A 12726-nucleotide genomic window follows, 5' to 3' on the forward strand; every position below is an offset into this window, starting at 1 on the left:
TAACGGGCGCTACCCTGTCGACAATTGACACTGAGTCCAATTGGGGTCCCCCATGGCCTACCGCACCGTACTTGTCGGCACCGACGGCTCCGCCTCCTCCTTCCGCGCCGTGACCGCCGCCGCCGCGCTGGCCGCCGCCACCCGCGCCACTCTCGTGCTGGCCTGCGCCTACATCCCCATGCGCGAGAGCTCCCGCGCGGCCGCCGCCGACGTGCTCGGCGACCTGGCCTACAAGGTCAGCGGATCCACGCCCGCCGACGACGCCCTGCGCGCGGCCCGCGAACACGCGGTCGCGGCGGGCGCCGACGACATCCGGCTGGCGGCGGAGGAGGGCGACGCGGTCGACGTGCTCGTCAAACTGGCCGACCGGCACCACGCCGACCTGCTCGTGGTCGGCAACCGCGGGCTCAACAGCCTGGCGGGACGACTGCTGGGCTCGGTCCCCTCCAACGTCACCCACCGCGCCTCGTGCGACGTCCTGATCGTCCACACCACCTCGGGCCACTGATCACACCCACGCTTCACCAGGCCCCGCGATCCGTCCCGCGAGTCCTGTGCAGGATCCGTCCAGCCCTGCGGGTTCCCGGCCCGTTCTGCGATGTCCTCTCCGCGGGGACCGTCCGATGCGGCGCCCTTTGCGCGGGGACCGGCGGGGACCGTCCGATGCGACGCCCTTTGCGCGGGGACCGTCCGGTGCGACGGTCTTCCCGCGCCCCATCCGGTACGGCAAGCCGGGTCAAGGCCACTCTCGTCACCGGTGACCGCCCGTCCTTCACGCATACTCCAGCAGGACTTCGGCCGGGCCGGTAAACGTGGCCCGACGAAGTCACTCGCGGAACGCACACCCCCTGCGTCCCGGCCCCCGGACCGGCGCCCGGGACCGGCGCTTGGAGCGGCGGAGGTGCGGCCCCGCGTCCGGACGAAGAGGTGCCGGGCCGCCTTCTACGCCGCCTGTACCGCCGCTGACCTGCCGTTCTCGACCGAGAACCGGGCGTGCGGGGCCCGGTGGGATTACGCCCGTGGAGATCAGTGACGTAAAGCGCTGTCCACCGCATAGGCTTAGGCGTTGAGACCAGCGAGAGGAGGCGGCGCGTGATCGAGCTCGAAGGGCTCCCCGAGCTCGTCGATCCGGTGCTCATCGCCGCGTTCGAAGGGTGGAACGACGCAGGTGAGGCCTCCAGCGGCGTCATCGCGCACCTGGAGAGCCAGTGGAAGGCCGAGCCGCTGATCGCGCTGGACCCGGAAGACTATTACGACTTCCAGGTCACGCGCCCCATCGTGGAGATGGGTGACGGGCTGACCCGCTCGATCGTCTGGCCGACGACCAGGTTGTCGCTGGCCCGCCCGCCCGGCGTCGAGCGCGACGTGGTGCTGCTGCGCGGCATCGAGCCCAACATGCGCTGGCGCGGCTTCTGCGAGGAGATCATCGGGATCTGCCGCGAGCTGGGCATCGAAATGGCGATCATGCTGGGCGCGCTGCTCAACGACTCGCCGCACACTCGTCCCGTGCCGATCGTGGGCTCGGCGACCGAGGAGGGGCTCGCCCGCTCGATCAACCTGGAGCTGAGCCGCTACGAGGGGCCGACGGGCATCGTCGGGGTGCTGCAGCACGCGTTCGGCGTGGCCGGGCTGCGGGCCGTCTCGCTGTGGGCGTCGGTGCCCCACTACGTCGCCCAGCCGCCCAACCCGAAGGCGACGCTCGCGCTGCTGCGCAGGGTGGAGGACGTGCTGGAGATCCCGGTGCCGCTGGGCGACCTCGCCGAGGAGGCCCGCGCGTGGGAGACCGGCGTCGACGAGCTGGCCTCGCAGGACAGCGAGGTGGCCGAGTACGTCAAGGAGCTGGAGGAGCGTAAGGACGCGGCCGAGCTGCCCGAGGCGTCGGGTGACGCGATCGCGGCGGAGTTCGAGCGCTACCTGCGCCGCAGGGATCGCGACCCGGGCGACCAGTAGTCCCGAGTCAGCCCGCAACCGCCTGACCGGCACCCCCGGCCCCGCGCCGGGCGGCGCGCACGCCACTCGATACTGCGCCCGCTCCCTGCCGAACATCCCTACGGCGCCGCTGAGGACGGCAGGCGTAGCACTTCTTGCGCAGGCTCACACAGGGCGGCCCGCGGATCTCGTGCGTTTCCGGGCCAAGTGGCTCGCGTATCACCCAGGCGAGCGCCCCAAAGGGGCCGAAACCATGAAAGCGGCGTCCGGAAATGCCCACTTTGGTGGGTCCTTTACATCCACTCGTGAAAGTTCTTTCAGGTTTCGGCTCCGGCGGCGCAGGACCGCGCCGCCTCGACCACACAGCCCCTGAGCTCGCCCTCCACACGCACCAGGCCGTCTCCTCCCCGCCCCGGCGGCCCGGCATGTCCGAAGGTGGGCGACATGTCGTGACAACTGTCAGGGAAGTTTCAGGATTCAATCACCGGATTTCCCAACGGTTTCAGGCAATAATCAGTGCCCCGCGCGTTTCGACCGGAATGCGCCAGGCTGGCGCGCCAGCTCGCAACGATCCGATAACCAGGAGAAACACGTCTTAGCAACATCAGTGAATTCCGGCACGGCCACGTTGAACCTACCCCTGTGACTGCGCACGTTAGGGCAACCATGGCTACTTCCCATGTCGACCCGCACCAGAGAAGCCAGGACACCAGGCGCCGCGTGCTGGAGATGGCGCTGTCCCTGCGGGAGGAGCGCGGCGGAGGACCTGTCGACCTGTTCCTCGCCCTGCTCCAGGACCGGCTCCCGCTCTGGCTGCGGATCCTGCACGACCTGTCCCACCTCGTGGGGAAGGGACGGGTGAGCGACAACCTGCTCCCCGTCGCGAGGGCGGGCATCGACTACTACCTCGAGGTCCAGTCGGCGGCGCTGCCCGCCTTCACCTCTCCTTCGGTGACGGTCCGCTTCCGCGCGGCCGTCCGTGACAACGGTCTGGGCCCGATGGCCGAGATCGTTCCGCTGGCCGACTACCTGGCGGCCGAGCAGCGGCTCGGCAGGGTGGCGCCGTCGGTCGATCCGGTGGCCAGCGCCAGGCTGTTGCTGGCCGGCTGCTTCCAGCACGCCTACTACGAGATGTTCGTCGGCGCGGACGCGGGCCCCTCGCGGGACGCCGGCGCGGAGGAGATCGTCAAGGAGTTGCGGCTGGAGCCCGACGCCTGATCGTGGCGTGCCCATACCAGGGCGGCCAGGTCAGGGTCGGCACCGATCGGGTCGGTGACCGCGTCGGCCCCGCAGGCGGCCAGCCTGTCGTGGAAGAAGCCGGGCGCCAGCAGGTAGGAGGCGAGGACGACGCGAGGCGCTGGACCGTGCCGCATGCGGTCCAGCGCCTCGCGCACGGTGGGGCGGCCGCCTGCCGCGAAGGCGGCGGTGACCGGGCGCGAGAGCCGTACGGCGAGCAGGCGCGCGGCGGCTCTGACGGCGGCCAGGGCCGCGGGGTCGGAGGAGCCGGCCGCGCCCAGGACGACCGCGTCGGTGGCGCGCAGTCCCGCCCCGGCGAGCCGGCGAACCAGCGCGGAGGTGAGCAGCTGGTGCGGGCCGAGCGGCGGGGCCACGGTGGCGTCGGGACGGCTCGCGGCGATGACGCCCGGCAGGTCCACATGGACGTGGTAGCCGCCGGCCAGCAGCAGCGGGACGACGGTGACCGGCCCCGGCAGCCCCGGCAGCACGTCCGCGAGCAGCGGCTCGCTGATCTCCAGGTAGGCGAGCTCGACGCGGTGCCCCTCGCGCAGGTTGCGGACGGCGGCGGCGAGCCGGGAGAGCGTGCGCAGGCCCGCCGCGCTGCGCGTGCCGTGCGCGGCGATCACCAGCGTGCCGTGCCCGTTCCCGTACGGCAGCGCGTAGCTCACCGGTCGTCCCGGTGGGTGGCCAGGCGGTAGCCGCGCTTGACCACGGTCTCGACGATGCCGCCGGGGCCGAGGGCCCTGCGCAGCCGGGTGACGGCCATCTCGACCGCGTGCTCGGCCGACTCGCGCGCCGCGCCGCCCGGCAGGGCCGTGCGCAGCTCCGAGCGCGGCACCACGTGGCCGGGCTTGTCGGCCAGGCGCTTGAGCACCGCCATGGGCGCGGGCGGCAGGGGCTTGAGCTCGCCGTCCACGGCGACGGCGTGGCCGCGGATCTCCAGTGCGTGCCCGCCGGCCACCAGCCGTGTGACGCCGTGCTCGGGCAGGTGCCTGGCGAGCGTCCTGGCGAGGGCGCCGAGCCTGGAGCGGTCCGGCTGGATCACCGGCACGCCCTTGGACTGCAGCGGCTGGGCGGTCACCGGGCCGACGCACGCGGCCACGACGCGTCCGGCGAACGCCGACAGCAGCGCCTCCTCCAGGCCGTCGGCGCGCGCGGAGTTGAGCATCGCCAGCACGGCGGGGGCGCTGGTGAAGGCGACCGCGTCGACGCCGCCCGTGATGGCCTGGCTGACCAGGCGGCGCAGCGGTGAGATGTCGCGGTAGGGCAGCCACCGGTAGACGGGCACCTCGATGACCTCGGCGCCTGCCGCGCGGAGTTCGGCGACGAATCCCGTCAGCGGCTCCCCGTGCAGCTGGACGGCGATGCGGCGGCCGCGCAGGTCCTGGGCGAGCAGGTGCTGCTTGACCTCCTCGCAGGACTCGGTGGCCGGTGTCCAGTGGTCGTTGAGGCCGGCGGCGCGGACCGCTCCCCTGGCCTTGGGGCCCCGCGTGAGCAGCCTGGCGCGGGTGAGGTGGTGCGACAGCTCGGCCGACAGCCCCCAGCCTTCGGCGGCGGCCATCCAGCCGCGGAACCCGACGCCGGTGGTGACGACGACGTCGTCGACGGGGGCTTCCAGGCTGCGGCGGGTGGCGGCGAGCAGGTCGCTGTCCTCGGCCAGCGGGACGAGCCTGATGGCCGGGGCGCTCACCACGCGGGCGCCGCGCCGTTCCAGCAGCGCGCGGAACTCCTCCCGCCGCCTGGTCGCGGTGACGCCGATGGTGAATCCGGCCAGCGCGTCGGGCGCCGTCTCCGGCGATCTCGGCTCTTCCACGGTCAGGGCGGTCAAAGCCCCACCTCCACTCTGCCGTCGTTCACTCGGGTCGGATAGGTCGGCACGGCGACCGTCGGGTCGTCCAGGCACTGGCCGGTGACCAGGGAGAAGACCTGCTTGTGCATGGGCGAGGCGACGGTGGGCTCCTCGCCCCTGGAGCCGACGATGCCGCGGGACAGGACGTGGGCGCCGGAGAAGGGGTCGCGGTTGCCGACGGCGTGGACCCGGCCGTCGAAGGTGCGGAACAGCGCCACCTGCCGCCCGTCGACGAGGGCGCACGCTCCCCGCTCCGGCAGCAGGGCGGTGTAGGCGCAGACGGGGACCCAGGTGCGGGTGGGGAGCTCGGCGACGGTCATCTCTGGTGCTCCTTTCTGGTCGGGCGGGGGGCGGCGGGGGCTCAGGTGGCGGCGGAGGGCAGCCGGTCCACGGGGATGAGGACGGGCTTGATCTGGTCGCGTTCGGTCTCGAAGACGATCGACGGGTCGGGGGTGCCGGGGGCGTTGACGAAGCTGACGAACCTGCTGAGCTTGTCGGGGTCCTCGATGGTGGCGCGCCATTCGTCGACGTAGGTGGCCACGTGCCGGTCCATCTGCGCGTCGAGGGCGTCGCAGATGCCCAGCGCGTCGTCCACGATCACCGACCGCAGGTGGTCGAGCCCGCCCTCGAGGGACTCCAGCCAGGCGGACGTGCGCTGCAGGCGGTCGGCGGTGCGGATGTAGAACATCAGGAACCGGTCGACGATCGTGATCAGCTGCTCGGTGGACACGTCGGAGACCAGCAGGTCGGCGTGGCGGGGCTGGAAGCCGCCGTTGCCGCCGACGTACAGGTTCCAGCCCTTCTCGGTGGCGATGATCCCGAAGTCCTTCGACCTGGCCTCGGCGCACTCCCTGGCGCAGCCCGAGACCGCGGACTTCAGCTTGTGCGGGGAGCGCAGGCCCCGGTAGCGCAGTTCGAGGGCGATGGCGAGGCCGACCGAGTCCTGCACGCCGTACCTGCACCAGGTGGAGCCGACGCAGGACTTCACCGTGCGCAGCGCCTTGCCGTAGGCGTGGCCGGATTCGAAGCCGGCGTCGACCAGGCGCTTCCAGATCTGGGGCAGCTGCTCGACGCGGGCGCCGAACAGGTCGATCCGCTGGCCACCGGTGATCTTGGTGTAGAGGCCGAAGTCGCGGGCGACCTCGCCGACGACGATGAGCTTGTCCGGGGTGATCTCGCCGCCGGGGACGCGGGGCACGACCGAGTAGGTGCCGTTCTTCTGGATGTTGGCCAGGAAGTGGTCGTTGGTGTCCTGAAGGGCCGCCCGCTCGCCGTCGAGGACGTGCCCGTTGTGCAGGGAGGCGAGGATGGAGGCGACGGCGGGCTTGCAGATGTCGCAGCCGCGGCCCCTGCCGTACAGGCCGATCAGCTCGGAGAAGGTGGTGATCCCGCGCACCCGGACGATGTCGAACAGCTCGGCCCTGCTGTGGTCGAAGTGCTCGCACAGCGCCTTGGACAGCTCGACGCCCGACTTCTCCAGCAGCCGCTTCAGCATCGGCACGCACGATCCGCAGGTGGTGCCCGCCCTGGTGCACGCCTTCAGGCCCGGCACGTCGCTCGCCCCGTCGCCGATGGCGCCGCGCAGGTCGCCGGCCGTGACGTTGTTGCACGAGCAGACCTGGGCGTCGTCGGGCAGGTCGAGGTTCACCGCCGACCCGGTGAACAGCAGGTCGGCGGGGGCGGCGGGCAGCGGCTTGCCGACGAACGGCTTCAGCGTCGTGTACGGCGCGGCATCGCCCACGCAGATGCCGCCGAGCAGCGTCCGGGCGTCGTCGGAGACGAACAGCTTCTTGTACACGCCGCCCACGGGGTCCATGTAGGTGACGTCGAGCGCCCCCTCCATCGCGCCGAACTGGGCGACCTCGACGCCGAGGAGCTTCAGCCTGGTCGACAGGTCGGCCCCGTCGAAGGTGGAGCCGCCGCCGAGCACGCGGTCGGCGGCGACCTCGGCCTGGGTGAAGCACGGTCCGACCAGGCCGTAGACCATGCCGCCGGCCAGCGCGCACTCGCCGACGGCGTAGACGGACGGGTCGGCGGTCCGCATGCCGGCGTCGACGACGATGCCGCCACGCTCGCCCACCTCCAGGCCGCAGCCGCGGGCCAGCTCGTCGCGAGGCTTGATGCCGACGGAGAAGACGACCACGTCGGCCTCGATCGTCCGGCCGTCGCCGAGCACGACCCTGCCCGGCTCGATCGCGGCCGGCGACAGGCCCGCGTGCACCGACAGGCCGAGCCTGGAGATGTGGTCCTTGAGCACCGCGCCGCCGCCCTCGTCGACCTGCCGGGGCATCAGCCAGGGGCTCAGCTCCACGATGTGGGTGTCGAGGCCGAGCCCGCGCAGCGCGTCGGCGGCCTCCAGGCCGAGCAGCCCGCCGCCGACGACCACGCCGCGGGTGGCGTGGGAGGCGGCCTTTCTGATCAGCTCCAGGTCGTCGATGGTGCGGTAGACGAAGGCGCGGGAGGCGCCGGGCACCGGCGGCACGAACGGCGCCGATCCCGTGGCCAGCACCAGCGTGTCGTACGGCTCGGCGTGCCCGTCGGCGGTCGTGACGACCTTGGCGGCCCGGTCGATCCCGGTGACGCGCGCCGACAGCCGGGTCAGCGCGCCTGGCAGGTCGGGCAGCTTGAGGTCGGCGAAGCCGGTGCCGGTCAGGTAGGAGGTGAGCGCCACCCGGTCGTAGGCGGGGCGGGGCTCCTCGCCGAAGACCGTGATGCGCCCGTCGAAGCCCCTGGCCAGCAGCGTCTCGACGAACCTGTGCGCGGCGGGACCGTAGCCGACCACGACGACCCTGTTCACGCGGAAACCCCTTCCTGCTCGCACAGCCAGCCGACGATGCCCTCGACGGCGTCGCGGCAGGTGCCGCAGCCGGTCGTGGCCCTCGTCGCGGCCGCCACCGCTGTCGCGTCACGCGCGCCGGACTCCCAGCACGCTCTGATCTGGCCCTTGGTCACGTTGTTGCACTGGCAGACCTTGGCCGAGTCGGGCATCCTGACGGGGCTGTCGGCCACCGCCGTTCCTGCCAGGCCGGGGAACAGCAGCCCGGCCCGGTCGCCCGGCAGTGGCGCTCCCCTGTCGTAGAGCTGGGTGAGGGTGCCGACCGCCGCGCTCTCGCCCAGCAGGATCGCGCCGACCAGGCGCCCGTCGCGGATGACGAGCTTGCGGTAGGTGCCTGTGGCCCGGTGGCTGAAGCGCACGACCTCGGCGTGCTCCTCGGTCAGGTGCGTCTCCCCCATCGCGGCCAGTTCGACGCTCTTGGCCTTCAGCCTGGTCACCTGGCGGGAGCCGCGGTAGCGGGCGTCCTTGGCGGCGCCGGTGATCACGTCGGCCGCGACGGCGGCCTGCTCCCAGGCGGGGGCCACCAGGCCGTAGACGACGCCGTCGTGCTCGGCGCACTCCCCGATCGCGAAGACGGCCGGGTCGTCGGTGCGCAGCTCGTCGTCGACGACGACGCCGCGCCGTACCTCCAGGCCGGCCTGGACGGCCAGCTCGGTCTCCGGCCGGACGCCGCAGGCCAGCACGACCAGGTCGCCCTCGACGAGGCTCCCGTCGTCCAGCCGTACGCCCTCGGGCAGGATCTCGGCGGCGCTGACGCCGGTGCGGATGTCCACGCCGAGGCCCGCGAGGGTCTCACCGAGCACGAGGCCGGCTTCGGCGTCGAGCTGGCGTTCCATCAGGTGGCCGGCCAGGTGCAGCAGCGTGACCGGCAGGCCGCGGCCGGCCAGGCCGCGCGCGGCCTCGATGCCGAGCAGCCCGCCGCCGATGACGACCGCCCTGGCGCTGCCGCGGCTGTCGGCCAGGATCGCCCGGCAGTCGTCGAGCGTGCGGAACGGCAGGGCCCGTCCGGCGCCGGGGATCGGCGGCACGACGGCCTGGCTGCCGGTGGCCAGCACCAGCACGTCGTAGGGGAAGCGCCGCCCGTCCGCGGCGGTGACCGTCCTGGTCTGCCTGTCGATCTGCACGGCGCGGGTGCCGAGGTGGGCCTCGACGTCGTGCTCGCCGTACCAGGTGGGGTCGAGCAGCCGGACCTGGTCCGGCCCCGAACTGCCGGCCAGGACGTTCGACAGCAGCACCCGGTTGTAGGGCTGGCGGCTCTCGGCGCCGAGGACGGTGACCTCGATGTCCTTGTCGCGCGCCCGGACCTCGCCGAGCAGGCGGGCGCCGGCCATGCCGTTGCCGATGACCAGGAGTCTCATGCCGCCTTCCCCTTCTCCAGCTTGTCCAGCTTCACTGCGCAGACCTTGAACTCGGGCATCCTCGACGTGGGGTCGAGCGCGGGGTTGGTCAGGCGGTTGGCGCCCTCCCAGTGGAAGGGCATGAACACCGTGTCGGACCTGATCGCGTCGCTGATCCTGGCCACGGCTTCGACGCAGCCGCGGCGGCTGCTGACCCGTACCAGGTCGCCGGCCCCGATCGCGAGGTGTTCGGCCAGGTCGGGGTGGATCTCGACGTAGGGTTCCGGCGCGGCCGCGACGAGCGGCGCGATCCTGCGGGTCTGGGCGCCCGACTGGTAGTGGGCCAGCAGGCGTCCGGTGGTGAGGTGGACGGGGTAGTCGGCGTCGGTCTCCTCGGCGGCGGGCCTGTGGTCGACGGGGACGAACCGGGCGCGCCCGTCGGGGGTGTGGAAGCGGTCGAGGAACATGCGGGGCGTGCCGGGGTGGTCGGGTGCGGGGCAGGGCCAGAACACCCCGTCGCGCTCGCCGGTGATGCCGGCGTAGTCGGCGGTGCCGCCCTGGGAGGCGCGGCGCAGCTCGTCGAAGACCTCGCGCGGGTCGGCGGGCCAGCTGTGGCCCATCCGCCGGGCGAGCTCCTGGATGATCTCCAGGTCGGTCTTGACGCCCGCGGGCGGCGCGACGGCCCGGCGGCGCCGCTGGACCCTGCCCTCCAGGTTGGTCATCGTGCCGTCCTCCTCGGCCCACTGGGTGCTGGGCAGCACGACGTCGGCGATGCGGGCGGTCTCGCTCGGCACGAAGTCGACGACGACGAGCAGGTCGAGGGCCTTCAGCCGCTCGGCGACGTGCGCCGACCCGGGGGCGGAGACGACCGGGTTGGAGCCGAACAGCAGCAACGCCCTGGGCCCGCCGGCGGTGCCGAGCGCGTCGAGCAGCTCGTAGGCCGACCGTCCCGGGCCGGGGAGCGAGGCGGGGTCGACGCCCCAGACGGCGGCGACGTGCGCGCGGGCGGCGGGGTCGTCGATCCTGCGGTAGCCGGGCAGCTGGTCGGCCTTCTGGCCGTGCTCCCTGCCGCCCTGTCCGTTGCCCTGTCCGGTCAGGCAGCCGTAGCCGGATCCGGGCGTACCGGGCAGGCCGAGGGCCAGGGCCAGATTGATGAAGGCGGTGACGGTGTCGGTGCCCTTGGCGTGCTGTTCGGCGCCGCGCCCCGTCAACACCACTGCCTTATCCGCATTTTTCAGCATCTGTACGGCCTTGCGCATGGCGGCGACCGGCACCCCCGTGAGCCGTTCGACGCGCTCGGGCCACCACGGGGACACCGACGTGCGCACCGCCTCGAACCCGGTCGTGCGGCGCTCGACGTAACCGGTGTCGATCGCGTCCTCGGCGATGGCCAGGTGCAGCAGGCCGAGCGCGAGCGCCAGGTCGGTGCCTGGCGTCGGCTGCAGGTGGAGCCCGGCCAGCTTGGCCGTCGCCGTACGCCTGGGGTCGATGACGATCAGCGCCGGCCCGGTGAGCTGCCTGACCAGCGGCGGCATGGTCTCGGCCGGGTTGCCGCCCGCCACCAGCACCACGTCGGCGGCGGCCAGGTCCGTGACGGGGAAGGGCAGCCCCCGATCGGCGCCGAACGCCCTGATCGAGGCCGCCGCCGCCGACGACATGCAGAAGCGGCCGTTGTAGTCGATCTGGCTGGTGCCGAGCGCGACCCGGGCGAACTTGCCGAGCTGGTAGGCCTTCTCGTTGGTGAGCCCTCCCCCGCCGAAGACCGCCACCGCGTCGGGGCCGTGCGCGGCGCGCACCTCCTGGAGGCGGGCGGCGACGTGGTCGAGCGCCTGCTCCCAGGTGGCGGGACCGCCGTCCAGCAGGGGTGTGGTCAGCCGGTCGGGGCTCGACAGCAGGTCGGCCGCGGTCCAGCCCTTCTGGCACAGCGCGTCGGTGGCCTCGACGGTGACGCGCTCCCCCGGGATCAGCGCCATGCCGCACTGCAGGGCGCAGTACGGACAGTGGGTGAGGGTGGGTGCGATCACGCGATCGATGGTGCTTTTGGGGCGTTTCACATCTGGGTCCCTTCTGTTACCGGTGTGCTAACAGCGGCTCACCGCCGAAGTGAGGCGCTCAGACCCGGGCGTGCGCGAGGCTCGGCATCCTGGTCACGCCGACCGTCCGCACGTAGCACCACCAGGTGAGGGCGAAGCAGGCGGCGTAGAAGAGGCCGAAGGCGGCGAAGGCCCCCGCGGGGCTGCCGGTGTAGGCGAAGGACATGCCGAAACCGCGGTTGATGAGGAACCCGCCGAACGCCCCGATCGCCGAGATGATGCCGATCGCGGCCGAGGCCTGGCGCTTGCCGTACAGGAGGGCCGCCTCGCCGCCGCCGAGCTCGGCGGCGGCCTTGGCCTGGAAGATGGCCGGGATCATCCGGTAGGTGGAGCCGTTGCCGATGCCGGCGGTGACGAACAGCGTCTGGAAGGCCAGGAAGAACAGCCAGAAGTTCCCCGAGCCGCCGGCCGCCCAGGCCAGGGCCACGCCGGCGCCCATGGCGGCGAAGTTCCAGAGGGTGACGCGCGCGCCGCCGAGGCGGTCGGACAGCCAGCCGCCGACCGGCCTGATCAGCGAGCCGAGCAGCGGCCCGACGAAGGCGACCTGCGCCCACGCCGAACCGGGGAACAGGCTCTTGGCCAGCAGGGGGAAGGCGGTGGAGTAGCCGATGAACGAGCCGAACGTGCCGATGTAGAGGAACGACATCACCCAGGTGTGCGCCTTGCCGGCGACCGCCCACTGCTCGCGCGGCCTGGCCTTGGCGCTGGACAGGTCGTCCATGAACAACCAGGCGCAGGCGGCCGAGACCACGATGAACGGCACCCAGAACCAGCCCGCCGCGGCCAGCCCGAACGCGCCGATCACCAGCGGCATGACCAGCTGCACCGAGCTGACGCCGATGTTGCCGCCCGCGGCGTTGAGCCCGAGCGCCGAGCCCTGCCTGTGCTGGGGGAAGAAGTAGGTGATGTTGGCCATGCTGGAGGCGAAGTTGCCGCCGCCGACACCCGCCGTCGCCGCGATCGCCAGGAACACCCAGTACGGCGTGCCGGGGTCGCTGACGGCGACGCCGAGCAGGATCGCGGGGACCAGCAGGAGCAGCGCGCTCGCCACGGTGAAGGTCCGCCCGCCGAACCTGGCGGGGCCGAAGGTGTAAGGGACACGCAGCGCCGAGCCGATCAGGTTGGGCAGCGCGACCAGCCAGAACAGCTGGTCGGTGGAGAAGTCGTAGCCGCCCATCTTGGCCGCGACGATGCTCCACAGCGTCCAGACGGTGAAGCCGAGGTGCTCGGCCAGGATGGAGAAGGCCAGGTTGCGCCTGGCCACGCGCCTGCCGTCGCGCTCCCAGAAGGCGGGGTCGTCCGGGTGCCAGTCGGTGATCCAACGCGCCATCGTTCCTCCTACGGTTCGGGGGATCTCGACCGTAGGAGGGGTGGGTTACGCACCTTGACGTTCTGTGACGGTGCGCCGGTTACGGGTGACTCACCGCCGTAACAAGCAATGCATGT

General features: G+C 72.4%; 10 protein-coding genes. 3 read left to right on the forward strand and 7 right to left on the reverse strand.

Annotation, left to right across the window (positions count from 1 at the left end; all coding sequences use genetic code 11):
- The first annotated feature begins 52 nt into the window (after positions 1-52).
- From ABZX22_RS08770 to ABZX22_RS08780, 3 genes are all read left to right on the forward strand, one after another.
- A complete protein-coding gene (locus tag ABZX22_RS08770; protein ID WP_354907007.1) occupies positions 53-508 on the forward strand; it encodes a universal stress protein in 456 nt (151 codons plus the stop codon).
- 584 nt (positions 509-1092) lie between these two features.
- On the forward strand, positions 1093-1950 hold the full coding sequence (locus ABZX22_RS08775) for a PAC2 family protein (RefSeq protein ID WP_354907008.1): 858 nt from the start codon (positions 1093-1095) through the stop codon (positions 1948-1950).
- Positions 1951-2595: 645 nt separating this feature from the next.
- Positions 2596-3147, forward strand: a complete 552-nt coding sequence (locus ABZX22_RS08780; protein WP_354907009.1) for a hypothetical protein — start codon at positions 2596-2598, stop codon at positions 3145-3147.
- Here ABZX22_RS08780 and ABZX22_RS08785 read toward each other — a convergent pair.
- The 7 genes from ABZX22_RS08785 to ABZX22_RS08815 all read right to left on the reverse strand — a co-directional run bounded on the left by ABZX22_RS08785 (position 3054) and on the right by ABZX22_RS08815 (position 12610).
- Positions 3054-3833 (reverse strand): CbiX/SirB N-terminal domain-containing protein, encoded by a 780-nt coding sequence (locus ABZX22_RS08785; protein WP_354907010.1) that lies wholly within the window; start codon positions 3831-3833, stop codon positions 3054-3056. The genes ABZX22_RS08780 and ABZX22_RS08785 overlap by 94 nt on opposite strands.
- A complete protein-coding gene (locus ABZX22_RS08790) occupies positions 3830-4993 on the reverse strand; it encodes a uroporphyrinogen-III synthase (RefSeq protein ID WP_354907011.1) in 1164 nt (387 codons plus the stop codon). Before ABZX22_RS08790 ends, ABZX22_RS08785 begins: the two co-directional genes overlap by 4 nt.
- Positions 4990-5334 (reverse strand): nitrite reductase small subunit NirD, encoded by a 345-nt coding sequence (gene nirD / locus ABZX22_RS08795; RefSeq protein WP_354907012.1) that lies wholly within the window; start codon positions 5332-5334, stop codon positions 4990-4992. Before nirD ends, ABZX22_RS08790 begins: the two co-directional genes overlap by 4 nt.
- Positions 5335-5375: 41 nt before the next feature.
- Positions 5376-7811, reverse strand: a complete 2436-nt coding sequence (nirB, locus tag ABZX22_RS08800; protein ID WP_354907013.1) for a nitrite reductase large subunit NirB — start codon at positions 7809-7811, stop codon at positions 5376-5378.
- On the reverse strand, positions 7808-9208 hold the full coding sequence (locus ABZX22_RS08805; protein ID WP_354907014.1) for an FAD-dependent oxidoreductase: 1401 nt from the start codon (positions 9206-9208) through the stop codon (positions 7808-7810). The genes nirB and ABZX22_RS08805 overlap by 4 nt, the downstream gene beginning before the upstream one ends.
- Positions 9205-11160, reverse strand: a complete 1956-nt coding sequence (locus ABZX22_RS08810) for a molybdopterin-dependent oxidoreductase (protein WP_354907174.1) — start codon at positions 11158-11160, stop codon at positions 9205-9207. Before ABZX22_RS08810 ends, ABZX22_RS08805 begins: the two co-directional genes overlap by 4 nt.
- Before the next feature lie 139 nt (positions 11161-11299).
- A complete protein-coding gene (locus tag ABZX22_RS08815; protein ID WP_354907015.1) occupies positions 11300-12610 on the reverse strand; it encodes an MFS transporter in 1311 nt (436 codons plus the stop codon).
- Between the last annotated feature and the right edge of the window lie 116 nt (positions 12611-12726).

The sequence above is a fragment of the Nonomuraea sp. NPDC003804 genome (genome assembly GCF_040610675.1).
GTDB lineage: Bacteria > Actinomycetota > Actinomycetes > Streptosporangiales > Streptosporangiaceae > Nonomuraea.

What these genes read in the sequence shown, in the direction of transcription:
- ABZX22_RS08770 (WP_354907007.1), top strand. Translation starts at nt 53, where the DNA reads ATGGCCTACCGCACCGTACTTGTCGGCACCGACGGCTCCGCCTCCTCC.
- ABZX22_RS08780 (WP_354907009.1), top strand. Translation starts at nt 2,596, where the DNA reads ATGGCTACTTCCCATGTCGACCCGCACCAGAGAAGCCAGGACACCAGG.
- nirD (WP_354907012.1), bottom strand. Translation starts at nt 5,334, where the DNA reads ATGACCGTCGCCGAGCTCCCCACCCGCACCTGGGTCCCCGTCTGCGCC.
- ABZX22_RS08805 (WP_354907014.1), bottom strand. Translation starts at nt 9,208, where the DNA reads ATGAGACTCCTGGTCATCGGCAACGGCATGGCCGGCGCCCGCCTGCTC.
- ABZX22_RS08810 (WP_354907174.1), bottom strand. Translation starts at nt 11,160, where the DNA reads ATGGCGCTGATCCCGGGGGAGCGCGTCACCGTCGAGGCCACCGACGCG.
- ABZX22_RS08815 (WP_354907015.1), bottom strand. Translation starts at nt 12,610, where the DNA reads ATGGCGCGTTGGATCACCGACTGGCACCCGGACGACCCCGCCTTCTGG.